13 protein-coding genes and 1 other RNA gene are annotated in these 18,323 nt (G+C 30.6%); 1 reads left to right on the top strand and 13 read right to left on the bottom strand.

Translation table 11 applies throughout. The features are described from left to right. Nucleotides 1-29: 29 nt before the first annotated feature. The 8 genes from KPL44_RS04305 to KPL44_RS04270 all read right to left on the bottom strand — a co-directional run bounded on the left by KPL44_RS04305 (nt 30) and on the right by KPL44_RS04270 (nt 11,117). The gene (locus tag KPL44_RS04305) at nt 30-3,854 is read right to left on the bottom strand and encodes a phosphoribosylformylglycinamidine synthase (protein WP_216247685.1); all 3,825 of its coding nucleotides are present in this window, start codon (nt 3,852-3,854) and stop codon (nt 30-32) included. Between the two features lie 180 nt (nt 3,855-4,034). Next, nucleotides 4,035-4,422, bottom strand: an RNA gene (gene rnpB, locus KPL44_RS04300) — RNase P RNA component class A. Between the two features lie 39 nt (nt 4,423-4,461). After that, on the bottom strand, nt 4,462-5,277 hold the full coding sequence (locus tag KPL44_RS04295) for a Nif3-like dinuclear metal center hexameric protein (RefSeq protein ID WP_216247684.1): 816 nt from the start codon (nt 5,275-5,277) through the stop codon (nt 4,462-4,464). Beyond that, complete coding sequence (locus KPL44_RS04290; RefSeq protein WP_216247683.1) at nt 5,268-5,957, bottom strand: tRNA (adenine(22)-N(1))-methyltransferase; 690 nt, start codon at nt 5,955-5,957, stop codon at nt 5,268-5,270. The genes KPL44_RS04295 and KPL44_RS04290 overlap by 10 nt, the downstream gene beginning before the upstream one ends. Before the next feature lie 11 nt (nt 5,958-5,968). Then, entirely contained in the window at nt 5,969-6,856 is an 888-nt protein-coding gene (locus KPL44_RS04285) for a PH domain-containing protein (RefSeq protein WP_216247682.1), read from the bottom strand. A 122-nt stretch (nt 6,857-6,978) separates the two neighbouring features. Then, complete coding sequence (gene rpoD / locus KPL44_RS04280; protein WP_216247681.1) at nt 6,979-8,076, bottom strand: RNA polymerase sigma factor RpoD; 1,098 nt, start codon at nt 8,074-8,076, stop codon at nt 6,979-6,981. Nucleotides 8,077-8,098: 22 nt separating this feature from the next. Next, nucleotides 8,099-9,871 (bottom strand): DNA primase, encoded by a 1,773-nt coding sequence (gene dnaG / locus KPL44_RS04275; RefSeq protein ID WP_216247680.1) that lies wholly within the window; start codon nt 9,869-9,871, stop codon nt 8,099-8,101. A gap of 217 nt (nt 9,872-10,088) precedes the next feature. Beyond that, on the bottom strand, nt 10,089-11,117 hold the full coding sequence (locus KPL44_RS04270; RefSeq protein ID WP_216247679.1) for a deoxyguanosinetriphosphate triphosphohydrolase: 1,029 nt from the start codon (nt 11,115-11,117) through the stop codon (nt 10,089-10,091). Nucleotides 11,118-11,332: 215 nt separating this feature from the next. Between KPL44_RS04270 and KPL44_RS04265 the strand changes: the two genes are divergently transcribed. Further along, nucleotides 11,333-12,406 carry a CotS family spore coat protein gene (locus KPL44_RS04265; protein WP_216247678.1) on the top strand — a complete coding sequence of 358 codons (1,074 nt, stop codon included), beginning with the start codon at nt 11,333-11,335 and terminating at the stop codon, nt 12,404-12,406. A gap of 100 nt (nt 12,407-12,506) precedes the next feature. Here KPL44_RS04265 and KPL44_RS04260 read toward each other — a convergent pair whose 3' ends face one another. From KPL44_RS04260 to era, 5 genes are all read right to left on the bottom strand, one after another. Next, the gene (locus tag KPL44_RS04260) at nt 12,507-12,680 is read right to left on the bottom strand and encodes an FmdB family zinc ribbon protein (protein ID WP_216247677.1); all 174 of its coding nucleotides are present in this window, start codon (nt 12,678-12,680) and stop codon (nt 12,507-12,509) included. Nucleotides 12,681-12,853: 173 nt separating this feature from the next. Further along, the gene (ppdK, locus tag KPL44_RS04255) at nt 12,854-15,490 is read right to left on the bottom strand and encodes a pyruvate, phosphate dikinase (RefSeq protein WP_216247676.1); all 2,637 of its coding nucleotides are present in this window, start codon (nt 15,488-15,490) and stop codon (nt 12,854-12,856) included. Between the two features lie 350 nt (nt 15,491-15,840). After that, the gene (locus KPL44_RS04250; protein WP_216247675.1) at nt 15,841-16,491 is read right to left on the bottom strand and encodes a DUF4342 domain-containing protein; all 651 of its coding nucleotides are present in this window, start codon (nt 16,489-16,491) and stop codon (nt 15,841-15,843) included. 14 nt (nt 16,492-16,505) lie between these two features. Continuing rightward, complete coding sequence (gene recO, locus KPL44_RS04245; RefSeq protein WP_216247852.1) at nt 16,506-17,264, bottom strand: DNA repair protein RecO; 759 nt, start codon at nt 17,262-17,264, stop codon at nt 16,506-16,508. Beyond that, nucleotides 17,261-18,142: a GTPase Era gene (gene era, locus KPL44_RS04240; protein ID WP_071613595.1), complete on the bottom strand. Its 882-nt coding sequence runs from the start codon at nt 18,140-18,142 to the stop codon at nt 17,261-17,263. The genes recO and era overlap by 4 nt, the downstream gene beginning before the upstream one ends. Nucleotides 18,143-18,323 lie beyond the last annotated feature (181 nt).

The raw sequence follows: 18,323 nt of genomic DNA, 5'->3' as shown, positions 1-18,323 counted from the left end.
GTGTATTGTCGTAATTTATCGTTCGTATTTTATTTGAAGTAGTTTACTCCAGCATCAAATATTTTTTGGTCTTTATTTCCGATAACATTCACTAAAGTATTAACACCAACTCTTTCAGAATGTCCCATTTTACCTAAAATTCTTCCATCTAGACTTGTAATTCCTTCAATTGCATATCTTGATCCGTTAGGATTAAAATTTATATCGTTACTTGCAGTTCCATCAAAGTCTACATATTGAGTAGCTACTTGCCCATTTGCAAATAATTTTTTAATTACATCATCATTTGCTACAAATCTACCTTCGCCATGTGATACTGGAATAGAATGTACATCGCCAACTTTTACATTACTAAGCCAAGGCGACAAAGTTGAAATTATTTTAGTTTGCACAACGCAAGATACATGTCTTCCAATTTCATTGTATGTTAATGTTGGGCTATCCTTTGTTATATCACTTATTTTTCCATAAGGGAGAAGTCCAAGCTTTATTAGCGCCTGGAATCCGTTGCATATTCCCAGCATCAATCCATCCCTTTTCTCTAATAATTCACTAATGCTTTCACTTATTATAGGATTTCTAAAGAATGTAGCTATAAATTTACCAGAACCATCTGGCTCATCACCAGCACTAAATCCACCTGGAAGCATAACAATTTGAGAATTTTTTATCTTTTGTGCTATTGCTTTTATAGATTCCTCAATATGTTTTGCCGATAGATTGTTTATAACCACAATTTCTACTTCAGCGCCAGCTTTCTCAAAAGCCCTCATAGAATCATATTCACAATTAGTTCCTGGGAACACTGGAATTATAACTCTAGGTTTCGCTATTTTAATAATAGGAGTAGCTTTAATTTTTATGTTTTTAACATCTATTTGGTTTTTATTAATTATATTATCTTTTGAAATAGCAACTTCTTTCATGCTACTTACTTTTGCATTATTTACCTTTGTGTTAAATACACTTTCTAAAGGTTCTTCCCAATTACTCAAAGCTTCTTCTAAACTAATAGTTTCCCCTAAGACTTTAATAACTGGTTCAACCGTTGTATGCCCAAGTATTTGAATATTTGAACTCTCCTTTGTTAGAACATCAAGAACATCATTTTCTATTTCCATAACTATGCTGCCATAATTTTCTTTGAATATATCTTCTACTTTAACATCATCTGCAAACGTAAATCCTATATTATTACCAAAACTCATTTTTGATATAACCTCTGTAAGTCCACCCATTCCAACTGCGTAACTGGACATTACTTTACCACTATTAATTAATTTTTTTACTAATTTATAATTTGTACGAAGTTTTTCGAAATCAGGTAATCCATCTTCACCTATAGTTGCATAAATTAAAACAACCTTACTATCTCCCTTTTTAAATTCTGGAGATATAACCTTATCTGTATTTACAACATCTACAGCAAAAGATACCAAAGTTGGTGGTACATTCATCTCATTAAAAGTACCTGACATACTATCTTTTCCACCGATTGCAGCTATACTAAATTCTTTTTGAACATGTAGTGCTCCTAAAAGAGCTGAAAATGGTTTACCCCATTTATAAGGTTCTTTTGATAATTTTTGAAAGTATTCCTGAAATGTTAGTTTAATGTTCTCATAATCGCCACCACTAGCAACTACCTTTGTTACAGAATCAATTACTGCATATGCAGCTCCATGAAAAGGACTCCAAGTCGATAATTTAGGATTGTATCCATAGGCCATTATTGTACCTGTGTTTGTATCTCCGTGAAGAACAGGTAATTTTGCAACCATAGATTGAGTTGGTGTTTTTTGATATTTCCCACCGAATGGCATAAGCACTGTTCCTGCACCAATAGTACTATCAAATCTATCTGATAAACCCTTCTTGCTACAAACATTTAAGTCTGATAATGTAGAATTCCATAAAACTTTTATTGATTTAGTTTCACTTGAATTTTCTAATTTATTCTTTGTAAAGTAATATTCATCCTCTTTAGGCGATGCTATTTTTATATTTGCATGCTGTTTAACTCCATTGGTATCAAGAAAACTTCTACTTACATCAACTATAGTTTTACCTTTCCATACCATTTTAAGCCTATTATCATTAGTTATTAGGGCCACTTCTACAGCCTCTAAATTCTCTTCTTCTGATAATTTTATAAATGTGCCTGCATCCTCTTTCCTAACCACAACAGCCATACGTTCTTGCGATTCCGATATAGCAAGTTCTGTACCATCTAAACCCTCATATTTTTTAGTAACTTTATCCAAATTTATTATAAGTGCGTCTGCAAGTTCACCAATAGCTACTGATACCCCACCTGCACCAAAATCATTACATCTTTTTATAAGTCTAGTTACCTTAGGATTTCTAAATAATCTTTGGATCTTTCTTTCTGTAGGTGCATTACCCTTTTGAACTTCTGCTCCCGAATCTAGCAGTGAGCTCTCACTATGTTGTTTAGATGACCCTGTAGCTCCGCCACATCCGTCACGGCCTGTTTTACCTCCTAGAAGTATAACTACGTCAGACGCTGCTGGTTCCTCTCTCACTACGTTGCTATAAGGTGCTGCTCCAATAACTGCTCCTACTTCCATTCTTTTAGCTACAAATCCTTCATCATAAACCTCAGAAACAAGTCCTGTAGCAAGCCCTATCTGATTTCCATATGAGCTAAATCCATGAGCAGCTTCAAGCGTAATTTTTCTTTGAGGCAATTTTCCTTTTATAGTATCTGCAATTTTCGTTCTTGGATCACCACTTCCTGTAACACGCATTGCTTGATACACATAACTTCTACCCGATAATGGATCTCTTATTGATCCACCAAGGCAAGTTGCTGCGCCACCAAAAGGTTCTATTTCAGTAGGGTGATTATGGGTTTCATTTTTAAACATTACAAGCCATTTTTCTTTTTTGTTATCAATATTGGCTTCAACTACTATACTACAAGCATTGATTTCATCTGAAACATCAAGATCTTTTAATTTTCCTTGTTTTCTTAAATCCTTCATACCAATAACAGCCATATCCATTAATGTCACATCTCTAGTTGTTTCACCGTATACAAAGTCTCTAGTATCTAAGTACGACTTGTAAGCCATCTTAATTGGTTCAGAATATTTTCCTTCGTCTATACACACATCATCAATTACAGTATTAAAAGTTGTATGCCTACAATGATCTGACCAATATGTATCAATAACTTTTATCTCTGTTATAGTTGGATTTCTCTTCTCAGTTTCTCTAAAATAATCACTACAATATTTCAAATCCTCAAAACTCATAGCAAGCCCATTACTTTTTAAGAACTCTGCAAGCTTTCCATCAGTCATATTAGTAAAAGATTCTACTATTTTAACCTGCTCTGGTTCATTAAAACTTTGCTCTAAATCTTTTGGTTTCTCTAAACTCGCTTCTCTAGAATCTACAGCATTTATACAGTAATCTTTAATCTTATCTAATTCACTGATGCTAACATTTCCTTTTAATAATATCAATCTTGCTGTTTTAACTATATGTTCATCTTCCCTTGTTAAAATTTGAATGCATTGAGCTGCTGAATCTGCTCTCTGATCATATTGTCCTGGCAAAAATTCAATAGCAAATATTATATTATAGTCCTTCATATCCAGTTCTTCATCATAAACGTCATCTACTGTAGGTTCTGAAAATACAGTATTTTTTGACAATAGATACTGATTCTGTGTTATTCCTGTAATATCATATCTATTAACTAATCTAAGCCCCTTAAGACTTGTTATACCTAAATTTATTTTTATATCTCTTAGTATTTTTCCACCTTCAATATCATAGTTCGTTTTTTTCTCAACATATAACCTATATATCTTATTTTTCATGATTAATACCTCCAAAAATTAAATTTATACGAATATTAAACATTATTTATCTTTTATAATTCGTTATAGTAAGATTATAATATACTTTGACCAATTATAAAAGGTCATTTTGCAATAAATTTTTTTTAATTTTTCCACACAAAAAAAAACTCACCATAAGGTGAGTACTTTCTTATATTTAGCGCGACTAAGTCTATAAGCCGAGTCCTGTATTAGACAATCATCTATCTAGGCCTATTGTTACCAATAAGCTCAAGCGATACACCCGAGAACGAGACGGGCCGTCCCAAAATGTTCTCCTATTCGATCTTGCTCCAAGTGGGGTTTACATAGCCGCAAAGTCGCCAGTGCGCTGGTGAGCTCTTACCTCGCCTTTCCATCCTTGCTAGTATATTCTAAAATTTTAGTAAACTAAACTTTTAGAATACCTTTAGCGGTATCTCTCTGTTGCACTTTCCTTAAAGTCGCCTTCACTGGGGGTTACCCAGCACCCTGCCCTGTGGAGCTCGGACTTTCCTCTTCTAATGTATTGCAAGCAATACTTAGCAGCGATTGTCTGGCTTACTCGCAAAACTATAATATCATATTATTAAAACAAAAGCAATCACTATTTGATTTTATATGGATCAAAAGTGCATTTAGAAATTATAACCTCATTGTCATATCCATCTTTTATTAGTCGTTTTTCTAATTTTTCAACAAATACTTTAAATGGTATCCACTCCGTTTTAAAATGTCCAGCATCGATTAGCGCAATATTTTGTTCTAGTAAATCACAAGCACCGTGGTATTTAGTGTCTCCTGTAATAATGCAATCTGCTCCAAGCTTTATACTCTCGCCAAAAAAATCTTCTCCACTGCCATTTATAATAGCTATAGTATTTACTAATTTATCATCCTTACCTACAACTCTTATAAATTCTGCTTTAAGTGTCCTTTTAACATTTTCGCATAACGATTCAAAACGAATAGGTTCATCTAAAATTACTAATCTACCAATTCCTGCATCAGTTTTACCTGAATCATTTGTTTCTGACATCTCTATTATTTTATATTTACTAAAGCCTAAAATTTCAGTAATAATATCATTCAAACCACCTTTAACAGAATCAAGATTTGTATGACTAGAGTACACATTTATACCGTCCTTAATCAGCTCAATAACTTTTCTTCCTACTAAGGTGTCTGTAGTAATAGTTTTAGGTTTAACAAAAAGAAGAGGATGATGAGTTAATATAAAATTACACCCTTTATTTTTTGCTTCACGTATTACATCCATTGTGCAATCTAATGCGACTAAAATTTTTGTAACATTTTCCGCGCTCTCTCCAACCATAAGTCCTACATTATCATAACTTTCTTTTAAAATAGAGGGTGCGTACTCTTCCATAATATTTTCTATGTCTTTTACTTTTAAAAGCATTTTAAAAACTCCTTAAGTTTCCGTATAACATAATAAAGCTGATTTTTCCTAGTATTCGATAAAATGGTATCCTCGTTTAAACCATCGTATACTTTTGAGTATTTATGTAATTTGTATTCTATAAACTCTTTCATCACTAAATGTTTTTTGTCTAATAATATTTTACTTATTTCATAATATATATTATCTAACACTTTAGGTTTAGAATCATGTCTAACCTTAATTATTTCATAAAACTTACCATCATCATAACAAATTTCTTCATCAATAAATTCATATCCAGTTTTATATAAATATTCCCTAAGCACTTCAGCATTTTGAACTGGTTGAAGTACCATGTATTTTAATTTTTTAACAATACCCAAATCAGTTTCTAATATGTCTCTTATTAAATTGCCACCCATTCCAGCAATAATAGCTACCTGAACTTCGCCTTCTTTAACTGTAGACAATCCACTTCCTAACCTACAACTAATTTCATTAGTTGCATTATTACGATTTATATTTTTTTTAGCCTTTTCAACAGGCCCTCTATTTATATCAGATGCAATAGCCTTTTTTGTTATACCCTTTTGCACTAGATAAATAGGAACATATCCATGATCCGTACCAACATCAATAACACTATCGCATTTTTCAATCATACTTACAATACATTTTAATCTTATACTAAGCTCCATAATTTTCATCCTTATCTAAAGTTAATTAATATTTTAAACTGCATAATTAAGAATATAAGTGCCACAACTAGTGACAAATAAATATATTTATATGCTGATTTTCTATCATATTTTGCGCAAAAATAACTTGCATAATACATACAAAAAAGCAAAGCCATGTTTAATACTCCATAAAGCATCTGAGTGAATGCAAATTGCTTACCTGTACCCATTTTTATTGGCTTAAATTTTGCATCAAAATTTAATGGCATAATATCAGGTATCGCATCTTTCAAATGTAATATAAGTGGATTTAAAGTTAATATTAGTATTATAATACTAACTATCATTAATGGCACAATAAAATATTTGTCTTTATGAAGATTATAGCTATTATTCACATTATACTTCCACTCAGCAACAGGTATCTCGTGATGTATTAAATCTTCCTCAAATTCTTTATAGTTAAGTGGTGAAACTGCATAATTCATATGTTTAGTTTTTATATAAACAACATTTTTATTATCAGTTACAAACATTCTAGACATTCCAATTTTATCAATTATAAATCTACCCATTACAAAACCGCTAGCAGCTATACCATTAAGCTTTACGCCTTTAATTTTACCATTTGCCATAAAATATCCTTCAATTTCATTTAATGGTATTATCACCCTTTTTAATGACCAAATAGCATAAATTTTAAGATTTTCCTCATCAATAGAGCATTTAACTGAGGCAAACAGTAATATATAATAAATTTGATATATATTACAAGCGACTAATAAAAGTTTTAATAGATTAACTACAATATATGAGTTAGTAAATTTAAGAAATATTAAAATTAATATATTATATAATGCAACTGTCAGTAGCATAAGCACTAACCCGTACCCTCGTTTTGATCCATAACTATCCATTTAATCACCTTCTAAAATGTATTATATCATATATAAATCTACCTTGTAAATGCAATTACATATTTTTACTTTGCAATAAAAAAAAACACCTCGAAAAGGTGTTTTTTTGTTCTTAATATGTTCTAATCTAAATAATCTTTTAATTTTTTACTTCTGCTTGGGTGTCTTAATTTACGTAGTGCTTTTGCTTCAATTTGTCTTATTCTCTCTCTAGTTACATTAAACTCTTTTCCTACTTCCTCAAGAGTTCTTGCACGTCCATCATCTAAGCCAAATCTTAGTCTTAAAACTTTTTCTTCTCTAGGAGTAAGCGTATCTAAAACATTAATTAATTGTTCTTTTAACATTGTAAATGCTGCCGCTTCCGCTGGTGCTAGCGCATCATCATCTGGAATAAAATCACCTAAATGACTATCTTCTTCTTCACCAATAGGCGTCTCAAGAGACACTGGTTCTTGTGCAATTTTCATGATTTCACGAACTTTTCCAACTGGCATTTCCATTTTTTCAGCAACTTCATCTGGTTGAGGTTCACGTCCAAGTTCCTGTAACAATTGCCTTGAAACTCTAATAAGCTTATTTATAGTTTCAACCATATGAACTGGTATCCTAATAGTTCTTGCTTGATCGGCTATCGCTCTTGTAATCGCCTGCCTAATCCACCATGTAGCATAAGTACTAAATTTAAAGCCTTTTCTGTAATCATATTTTTCTACAGCTTTTATTAGTCCCAAATTGCCTTCCTGAATAAGATCTAAGAACAACATTCCACGTCCAACATATCTCTTAGCTATACTTACTACTAATCTTAAATTAGCCTCTGCAAGTTTTTTCTTAGCAGCAAGATCTCCTTCTTCGTTTCTTTTAGCAAGGTCAATTTCTTCAGCCGATGATAATAGTGCAACCTTGCCGATTTCTTTTAAATACATTCGAACTGGGTCATCTATAGATATACCTTCTGGTATGCTAACATCAAGTTCTTCAGTTTCGGGTTCAGTTTCTGCTTGAGCCCCTGTAGCAGGTGCAGCTTTTGCATGCATATCCCCAACAACCTCAATCTCCATTGATTCTAAAACTTCATAAACTTTCTCTATTTGTTCTGGTGACAATTCTATTTCATAAAGTTCATCCATTACTTCTTTATAAGTTAAGGATCCTTTTTTCTTACCTTTTTCAATAAGTTTTTTAACAATAGTCATTTTTGAGCTTTTATCCTTCATCATATAACCTCCTTTCTGAATACTATAATTGTTTTAGATTCTTTTGTAATTCTATAAGTCCCTTAGCAAGTTTTATAGATTCTTCGAGCAAACCTTTTGATTCGTACTGTTTGATTTTATTCATAATTTCTTTTTTCGACTCCTCTAACTTGAATTTTTTCAGTTGTTTTATGCAGTCATTTATAAGTCTTTTATGATCCTCTTCATTTCCAGAAAATTCAATTTCCATAATGTTAATCCATTCTTTTGTGCATTCTATATCTTTCTCACACATAGGTTCTATATTTTTTATTTTTTCACCTATTATTAAGTTTTTATATTTAACAATTAGCTCATATATGTTTTTATGGCTTTGAAGCGATAATTGGTCTACAGACATATTTCCTGTAATATAGTTACAATTTTCTTCATTTATAAACATAAACTTTAACAAAGTTCTTTCAGCCTTAATATAAGCTGGCTCTAAATATAATTTTTGTCCAAAATCTTGTTGTATATTCATTTTTTTCATTTTATTAGAACTTTTATTGAGTTCTTCGCTTAATAAGTCATATATTGCTTGTTCTTTGATACCCGTTTCTTCAGAAACCTTTTTTATATAAACATCTTTTTCAACAGGATCAAGTTCTGTAATAATTTCAGTAACTTTTTTTACATACTGTATTATCATTTCACTATTCGAAAAATTTATTCCGTCTCCTGCTCTTTTTAGTCTATAATCTATTAAAGGAAGAGCATCATCTATTAATTTTTGAAAAGCCTGCTTCCCACTATTTTTTATATACTCATCAGGATCCTTCCCACTAGGAACTATAAGAACTCTTAAATCAAAACCTTCACTTCTTAATATCTCAAGTCCCTTTATAGTTGCAGCCTGACCTGCAAAATCAGCATCAAAAGAAATAATAACTTTATCTACATGTCTTTTTAATAACTTTGCTTGATTAATAGTGAGTGCAGTACCAAGCGACGCAACTACATTTGAAAAACCATATTGATGAAGTGAAATACAATCCATATATCCTTCTACGATTATTATTGTTCGAGATCTGTTATTTTTTATTACAAAATTTAATCCATAAAGATTTAGTCCTTTATGAAATAAGGGAGTTTCCGGTGAATTTAGATATTTAGGTTTCGAATCATCTAAAACTCTTCCACCAAATCCAATTACTTTCCCCATATAATCAAACACAGGGAACATTATCCTATTTCTAAATCTATCATAATAAGATCCCTTAGGACTTTTAATAATTAATCCTATATTAAGTAAATCTAGTTCTGAGTAGCCTTTCTTTTTTAAATATAACAACAATCCATCCCATTTATCAAAAGAAAAACCTAATCCAAATTTTTTCATAGTAGCCTCTGTAATACCTCTGTTAAGGAAATATAATTCAGCTTTCTTATCCTTTCTTAAGTTTTCATAAAAATACCTGGCCGTTTCCACATTAATATTGTACATTTTTTTATACATGTCACGTTGTACATTATTTTCTCCATTATCTACTTCTATAGTAATGTTAGCCCTCTGTGCAAGTATCCTTGCAGCTTCTGGAAAAGTTACATTTCTATCCTTCATAACATAACTAATTACATTTCCAGCTTCTCCACATCCAAAACATTTATAAATTTGTTTTTCCGTAGACACTGTAAATGAGGGACTCTTCTCATTATGAAAAGGACAAAGGCCAGTATAATTTTTTCCTGTCTTTTTTAGTTTCACTCTTTCAGATATTACATCCACAATATCATTTTGTTCCTTTATCTTTAAGATGACATCTTCAGCAATCAATATATTATTACCACCTTACTTATATAAGTTCACAATATGTTCTTATTCGACAAAAAAGCATGCTATCCTTCTTTAATTTTACTTTTTTTAATAATAATTATGTCTGCTTATAATATATTCTTGATAAAATAGAAATTTCCTGCATTTTTTTAAATTTATTTTTTATTTATAATTTTTATACTATACTTTTTAGAAGTGTTAGCATTTATTTTTGTGTTTAATGAATAATAAGTTTAGGTACATATATATTATTAAACAGCATTAAGCAATAGTCATCACTCATACCCGAAATGTAATCTGCTACCCCTACATAGAGCCCCTCATCCTCAACTATACCCTTATAGAACTCTGGCATAGCCGATGGATTTCTATAGTAGTATTCAAAAACATTTGTCACCACAAATTGTGCCTTTTTCCTTTCTTCCTTTAATATTTCACCTTTATATATATTCTCGAACATAAAATTTCTTAAATCACCTAATGCATTTCCAACTTCCTGTGTAAGTGATACCCCTATAACTCCTGTATCTAAATTATTTATGGTATTATAAATACAATCTTTTACTAAAGTATCTATTCGGTTACCATGATTTGTTCCTAATACTTTTGTAGCTCCTATTGGTAGCATTTCTTCTGTTAATAGATGAGCCCTTATAGAATCATCTATATCATGATTTACGTATGCAATCTTATCACTATACCTAACAACTTGCCCCTCAAGAGTTGCAGCCTCACCAAATTTCTCAGAAAGTCCACTATGATTAAGAATTCCATCTAATACTTCTACGCTTAAATTAAGTCCAACACCTGATTTTTCTATTTTTGTTAATACCCTGATACTATTTTCATTATGCCTGAATCCCTTTGGCAAAATATCATTAAGCACTGCTTCACCATTATGTGCAAAAGGAACATGGCCTATATCATGCCCTAAAGCTATAGCTTCTATTAAATCCTCATTTAACCCAATACCACGCCCTATAGTTCTAGCTATCTGTGCAACTTCTAATGTATGCGTTAATCTCGTTCTATAGTGATCACTACTTGTCTTTATGTATACTTGGGTTTTATGCTTTAGTCTTCTAAATGATTTACTGTGTATTATCCTATCTCGGTCTACCATATAACAAGTTCTTAGATCATCTTTCTCCTGTATTTTTTCGCGTCCCTTTGAATTTATGGATAACGCGCCATATTGTATAATAGTAGTACTTTCATTATTTTCTATTTTACTTCGAATATTCATAGCTTTCCTCCTAAATTTAAAAGTATCTCTTAAGCTATTTATTTTATTTCATATTTACGTTTCTTAAAAAACGTCTTGCTAATTTAATTATAAATTTAAAGTCATATTAGTTAGTATTCTACAAATTAAATTAATTTCCCTTTTTTTACGTTAAACGTATATTATTTATATTTTATTAATATTCTAATAATGTAATAATTTTTAGGAGTGTTAAGATGCCATCTACGGCTAAAAACTTTAATAACATAAACTTGTTATCGGAAGAAAATGTAAAAAAGAACATTCTACCTCAATATGACTTAGCTAACGCTGATATATCACAAATTAAATTTAAAGATACTGATAAACAAAGAGCTGTATATAAAGTGCAATACTTTGACGAATGTTATTGTCTTAAAAAGGTTTATTACTCTATTAAAGATTTATTATTTGTGTACTCAGCAATAGAATGGTTATATAGAAACAATATTCATGTACCCCGAATCCTGAAAACAAAAAACAATAGTAGATTCGTAAATTACAACAATATGTTATTTATACTCACACCATGGATTAATGGTATAAAATGTGATTACGATAATATCGATCATATATTAGTATGTAGTACGAATCTAGCAAATATGCATAAAGTAAGTATTAACTTTAAACCTATATGTGGTAGTTCCTTAAAAGAAGACTACAGCCCTTTAGGACCTTCAATCTATAAACACTACGAAAGCCTTCTTAATTTTTCTAATTTAGCTTATAAATACAATGACGCCTTTTCAAAATTATATCTTAAATATTTTGAAACAAGTAGTATTCTCGCTAAGTGTTCTTCAAACATTGCTTATAGCTTAAATCTTAATAATCTTACAAAATCATTATGTCACCTTGACTATGTTAATAAAAATATTATTTTTGACACTAATAATGAAATATGGGTAATTGATTTTGATAAGTGCAGGAATGACTATTGCGCCCATGACATCTCATATTCGTTAAGAAGACTGCTTAAAAGAGACAGTACAAAATGGGATTTAGAACTAGCCATAAGTTTTCTAGATTTATATGATAAGATTCTACCTTTAACCTTGGATGATTATAAATATATTCTTGTTTATTTAGCTTTCCCACAAAGGTATTGGAAAATATCAAGAGATTATTATGGTAACATTAATAAGTGTAATAAAAAAGCTTTTTTAAATTTACTAAATAATGCAACTAATAAAAATGACTATCAATTAGATTTTGTACAAAAGTTTAAATCCTATATTGAAAATAAATTTAATATGGCACATAAACTATAATTAAGTTGATATTCTCCCATATAATATTTTTCAAGTTATAATAACACCGTTAATTAATTTATTAACGGTGTTATTATAATTAAGAAAGTTATTTTAAAATCTACTTGTTTATTTTCCCACAAAATCCACTACAATTAATCTTAAAATTAGGCACACTATATATTCTTTTAACATCAGTATTCCCACATTCACATTTAATTATGGCTTCCTCATTCATACCCTTTTCAATGATAAATTCATTATTACATTTATTGCATTTATATGTATATGTCAAATTATTCACCTCTTATTTGCTGTTTTATTATATCCTCATATCCATCTACTATATTTAATAATAGGTCATATCATTTATTATAACAAGCTTAATAACAACTTTATAATATTAAAATAGGGCATTGTACTTAAAATCAATAATGAAATTAAGTGCAACACCCTATTCTTTTTATACTATTTTTTTCTTGGATTGTTTATTTCTGCTTGAGCAGCTGCAAGTCTTGCAACTGGAACTCTAAATGGTGAACATGATACATAATTAAGTCCAACATTGTGACAGAATTCAACTGACGATGGGTCTCCACCATGTTCGCCACATATTCCAAGTTTTATATTAGGCCTAACCTGACGTCCAAGGTCAGCTGCCATTTTAATAAGTTTACCTACCCCTACCTGGTCTAATTTTTGGAATGGATCAAACTCATAAACTTTCTTTTCATAATAATGCTTTAAGAAGTTTGCAGCGTCATCTCTTGAAAATCCAAAAGTCATTTGTGTTAAATCATTTGTTCCAAACGAAAAGAACTCTGCTTCTTTTGCTATTAAATCTGCTGTAAGTGCCGCCCTTGGTATTTCGATCATTGTACCAACCATGTATTTTAAATCACTGCCAGACTCAGCTATGATTTTATCAGCTATTCTTACTACTATATCTTTAACATATTTTAGCTCCCTAACTTCTCCAATTAAAGGAATCATTATTTCTGGGACAATATTATATCCTTTTCTATTTTTGACATCTATAGCTGCTTCAATAACTGCCCTAGTTTGCATCTCTGCTATTTCTGGATATGATACTGCAAGTCTACATCCTCTATGTCCCATCATTGGATTAACTTCATGTAATGATTCAACTGTAGCCTTTAACTCCTTAAAAGTTATTCCCATATCTTTTGCTAATTTTTTTATATCTTCATCAGCATGTGGCAAAAATTCATGTAGTGGTGGATCTAAAAATCTGATTGTAGTTGGTTTTTCTTTAAGTTCCTCATATATTCCTACAAAGTCACCTCTTTGAATTGGTAGTAATTTATCTAATGCTGCTCTTCTTGCTTCTTCATCTTTAGCTACAATCATTTCTCTTATAAGCATTATTCTATCAGAATCAAAAAACATATGTTCTGTTCTACATAAGCCTATGCCTTCAGCTCCGTATTTAACTGCTTGAGCTGCATCTTTGGGAGTATCAGCATTAGCTCTAACTTTAAGACATCTTACTTCATCAGCCCAGCCCATAAATATTTCAAAGTATCCATTTATCTCAGGCTCAACTGTTTTAATTACTCCAGCATATACATTTCCTGTACTTCCATCCATTGAAATAAAATCACCTTCATGATATACCATTTCTCTAATTTGGAAGCTCTTAGATTCTTCGTTAACTTTTAAATCAGAACAACCAGCCACGCAGCACGTGCCCATTCCTCTCGCAACAACCGCAGCATGAGACGTCATCCCTCCTCTTACTGTTAATATACCTTCTGCAGCAACCATGCCTTCAATGTCCTCTGGTGAGGTCTCAAGCCTTACAAGAATAACCGCTTCTCCAGCCTCATGTCTGATTTTTGCCTCATCTGCAGTAAAGTAAACTTTTCCACATGCAGCTCCAGGAGATGCTGGTAATCCTTTAGCTATTATCGTAGCTTCCTTTAATGCAACTAGATCAAAATTAGGATGAAGTAATGTATCTAATTGTTTTGGATCAACCTTCATTAAAGCTTCCCTCTTTGTAAGCATTCCTTCTTCAACAAGTTCTACTGCAATTTTGAGTGCTGCTTGCGCAGTTCTCTTTCCACTTCTCGTTTGCAAAAAGAATAACTTTTTATCTTCAATTGTAAACTCCATATCTTGCATATCTTTATTATGTTTCTCAAGAGTATTAACAATCTTCATAAACTCGCTATATACTTTTGGCATATCTTTTTCAAGTTGTGAAATATCTTGTGGCGTTCTTATTCCTGCAACAACATCTTCACCTTGAGCATTCATTAAGTATTCCGCAAAGATTCCTTTTTCTCCAGTAGATGGGTTTCTTGAGAAAGCAACACCAGTTCCTGATGTTTCACCTTTATTACCAAACACCATTTCTTGAACGCTTACAGCTGTTCCCCAGTCTCCTGGAATATCATTTAGTCTTCTATATACATTAGCGCGAGGATTATCCCATGATCTAAATACTGCGGATATAGCCTCTATTAATTGTATCTTTGGATCACTTGGGAATTCTGCACCTTTAGTTTCTTTATAAAAGTCTTTAAATTGTATTACTAGTTTTTTAAGATCACTGGCATCTAATTCTGTATCAAATTTTACACCTTTTTCTTCCTTTATCTTATCCATCATATTTTCAAAATTTCTTTTTTCAACGTCCATAACAACATCAGCAAACATTTGTATAAATCTTCTGTAAGAATCATAAGCGAATCTTGGATTATTTGTAAGCTTCGCCATAACTTCTACTGTTTTATCATTTAACCCAAGGTTTAAAATTGTATCCATCATACCAGGCATTGATGCTCTTGCTCCGGATCTAACTGATACAAGTAATGGATTTTCTAGACTTCCAAACTTCTTACCGGTAAGGTTTTCTAGTTCAGTCATTTTAACATAAATTTCACTAACAATTTCAGGTGTTATTACTTGACCATCTTCATAGTATTTATTACAAGCTTCAGTAGTAACTGTGAATCCCTTTGGAACTGGAATTCCAAGACTCGTCATATCTGCAAGATTTGCACCTTTTCCACCTAGAAGATTTTTCATTGAAATATTACCTTCACTAAAATGGTATACGTACTTTTTCTTTTCCATTTGCACACAACTCCTTCGATTATAATTAATATATGATAATGGTTATAAAAATATCCCATTAGCAACAATAAGCACCATTGAAATTCATTACAATTTTATAAAATGGTATATATTTGAATCAAAACGTTTGCATCAATTAATAATATTCTAAGATTTTACATACCATTTGTAACATTATACCACGTTTCCTAATTGAATGTAGGCCTTTTTAATCACTTTTTTTCGTCATGTTTATTGCATTTTTTACATTTATAAAGCCAGCAACTAATAGCTGCTGGCTTTACAAATGTAAAAAATTACTTTGATTCTATTTAAAAATATTAAACTGAAAAAACAAAATCATTATCTTGTTATTCATCTTCTTTAATATTTTCATTTTCTATATCTTCTTTTTTATCTTCTTCTTTATCTTTTTCTTCAAACTTTACAGTATATTGGTATACATTGTCAGTGTTAGTATCTTTATTGTCTTTGTTATCTTTATTACCTTTGCTAAAACTGTCTTTTGTTTCATTGTATTTTTCTTTTACATCCTCACCCATATCACTCATCTTGTTTACTACATCATCAACTGTATTTTTAATTATAGTATTAATTATTTCCACGCTACCATCTGCTTTAGTTATCTCTATAGTAACATTTGTTACTACAGCTGCAAATATGCCTATACCAAATAGATAAGGTATACATAACCCAACTATACCTACTGCAATGCCTGCATTAACAGGGATATCTATAACAACTTTATCATCCCTTTTAATTTTTATCCGTGTTACATTACCTTTTCTCGCTATTTCTTTTATCCATGATAAAAATTCATCCTTAGTAGTATACATTTCATCCATATTAAATTTAGCTGATTTTTTTTCTTTTGCTTCGATATAAATCAAAGCATCAACTACGTTAGCATCACATTCCTCTAGCGCTTCTTTAGCATCAGTATATGAAACCCCTGTACGTTCCTTAATAATATCAATCTTTTCAAGTGTAATTTCTTCCATTAAAATCATCCTCCTTAAAATTTATCTAAGTAATCAAACATTTCTAAGCTCTTTGGCTTTCTTGTATAATTTTGAGAAATGATAAGCGATAAAATTTTATATAATTCAAGCTTTGATGTTTTAGATACAATAATTCTATTAATTTTATCCATACCAAAGTTATTTAAGAATTTCAATGTATTATATGTAGGATTTGATATATATATACTATTTAACTTTTCACACTCGCTGCAAATTGGACCATAAGATATTAAATCTATGTAATTAGAGATAGTTATTTTTTTTCTACACCTTACACACCTATCAAAATTTAATTCATATCCTGTTGCTTTTAAGATTCTTATTTCAAAAGCCCTTGCCAGAATCTCTATATCCATAACATCATTTTTAATAAAATAAAAAGCAGTAACTAAGTCTTTAAACAATTCTTTATGAATTTCATCATTTTCAAGTGTTATATCAATTAATTCATTAAAATATGAGGCATACGTAATTGTATCCAAATTCCTTAGTAATTGCTGAAAGGAATCTATAATTGTAACTTCATTTATTGTATATAAATTTCTTCCTTTAAAAAGTACAAATTCGCCATAGCAGCAAGGTAAAGTTGATGATATATATCTGCTTTTACTTTTCCTCGCGCCCTTTGCTATAGCTGTTATTTTACCAAAATCTTCAGTAAATAACCAGACTAACTTATCATTTTCCTTAAACTCTTGTGTTTTAATGACAATAGCTCTAGTTTTTAAAATCGCCAGAAGATCATCCCCTATTTATATCCAAGTTCCTTCAAAATACTTGAAGTATCTCTCCATTCTTTCTTTACCTTAACCCATAATCTCAAATGTATGTTTTCTCCTAATAATTTCATTATATCTTGTCTTGCATAAGTAGAAATTTTCTTTAATGTTTTTCCACCCTTTCCGATTATTATACCCTTATGAGAATCTTTTTCACAAAATAAGTTAACTTCAATATTGTATATTTCTTTTTTGTCTCTTTTCATAGAAATAATTTCTACTGCTATTCCATGAGGCACTTCCTGTGATAATAACTTTAGAGCCTTTTCTCTTATGATTTCAGTAATAATAAATCTTTCTTGTTGATCTGTAATCATATCTTCTGGATAATATAAAGGACCCTCTGGAATATTTTCCTCTACAAGTTTTGTAACTATATCAATATTTTTTCCTTTTATTGCAGCTATTGGTATTATTTCTTTAAAGTTAAAATACTCAGAATAGCCTTGAACTGTTTTAGCAACTCTCTCTTGAGTGTTCTCATCTATCTTATTAACTAATAAGAATACTGGGATTTTAGTGTCTTTAAACTGTTCAAGAATATGTTTATCACCCATCTCAATTTCATCACCAGGTGTTGTTATAAATAATATAACATCTACTTCATTAGCAGATTGTTTAGCTACCTTAACCATATATTCTCCTAGTTTATGTCTAGGTTTATGCATTCCTGGAGTATCTACAAATATTATTTGAGATTCCTTAGTTGTTAAAATAGTTTGTATATTATTTCTTGTAGTTTGGGGTCTACTAGACACAATTGATAATTTCTCCCCCATTATATAATTTATTAATGTAGATTTCCCTACATTAGGCCTTCCAATAATTGTTACGAATCCTGATTTAAACATATATCCTCCTTCTTTTTATCTTAAGTAAATAGTTTCTATTTCTATCTTACTTTAATAAATTTTCTTTTATAAAAACACCTGACCTTATAATATATCGTCAATTTTTTTATTAATATAATTTGAATATCCTTCACCTAAAAATCATGTATACCAATTATATCACTAAATATTAGTATTTCAA

Origin of the sequence: Clostridium sp. DSM 17811, from assembly GCF_018861905.1 — a bacterium.
GTDB classification, from domain to species: domain Bacteria; phylum Bacillota; class Clostridia; order Clostridiales; family Clostridiaceae; genus Clostridium_AD; species Clostridium_AD frigoriphilum.
This window is presented reverse-complemented; position numbering and strand designations above follow the sequence as displayed.

Coding starts and splice junctions, on each gene's coding strand:
- KPL44_RS04270 (WP_216247679.1), bottom strand. CDS start 11,117: ATGAATATTCGAAGTAAAATAGAAAATAATGAAAGTACTACTATTATA.
- KPL44_RS04305 (WP_216247685.1), bottom strand. CDS start 3,854: ATGAAAAATAAGATATATAGGTTATATGTTGAGAAAAAAACGAACTAT.
- KPL44_RS04290 (WP_216247683.1), bottom strand. CDS start 5,957: ATGGAGCTTAGTATAAGATTAAAATGTATTGTAAGTATGATTGAAAAA.
- KPL44_RS04295 (WP_216247684.1), bottom strand. CDS start 5,277: ATGCTTTTAAAAGTAAAAGACATAGAAAATATTATGGAAGAGTACGCA.
- KPL44_RS04250 (WP_216247675.1), bottom strand. CDS start 16,491: ATGGAAGAAATTACACTTGAAAAGATTGATATTATTAAGGAACGTACA.
- KPL44_RS04285 (WP_216247682.1), bottom strand. CDS start 6,856: ATGGATAGTTATGGATCAAAACGAGGGTACGGGTTAGTGCTTATGCTA.
- ppdK (WP_216247676.1), bottom strand. CDS start 15,490: ATGGAAAAGAAAAAGTACGTATACCATTTTAGTGAAGGTAATATTTCA.
- rpoD (WP_216247681.1), bottom strand. CDS start 8,076: ATGAAGGATAAAAGCTCAAAAATGACTATTGTTAAAAAACTTATTGAA.
- KPL44_RS04265 (WP_216247678.1), top strand. CDS start 11,333: ATGCCATCTACGGCTAAAAACTTTAATAACATAAACTTGTTATCGGAA.
- era (WP_071613595.1), bottom strand. CDS start 18,142: ATGTTTAAATCAGGATTCGTAACAATTATTGGAAGGCCTAATGTAGGG.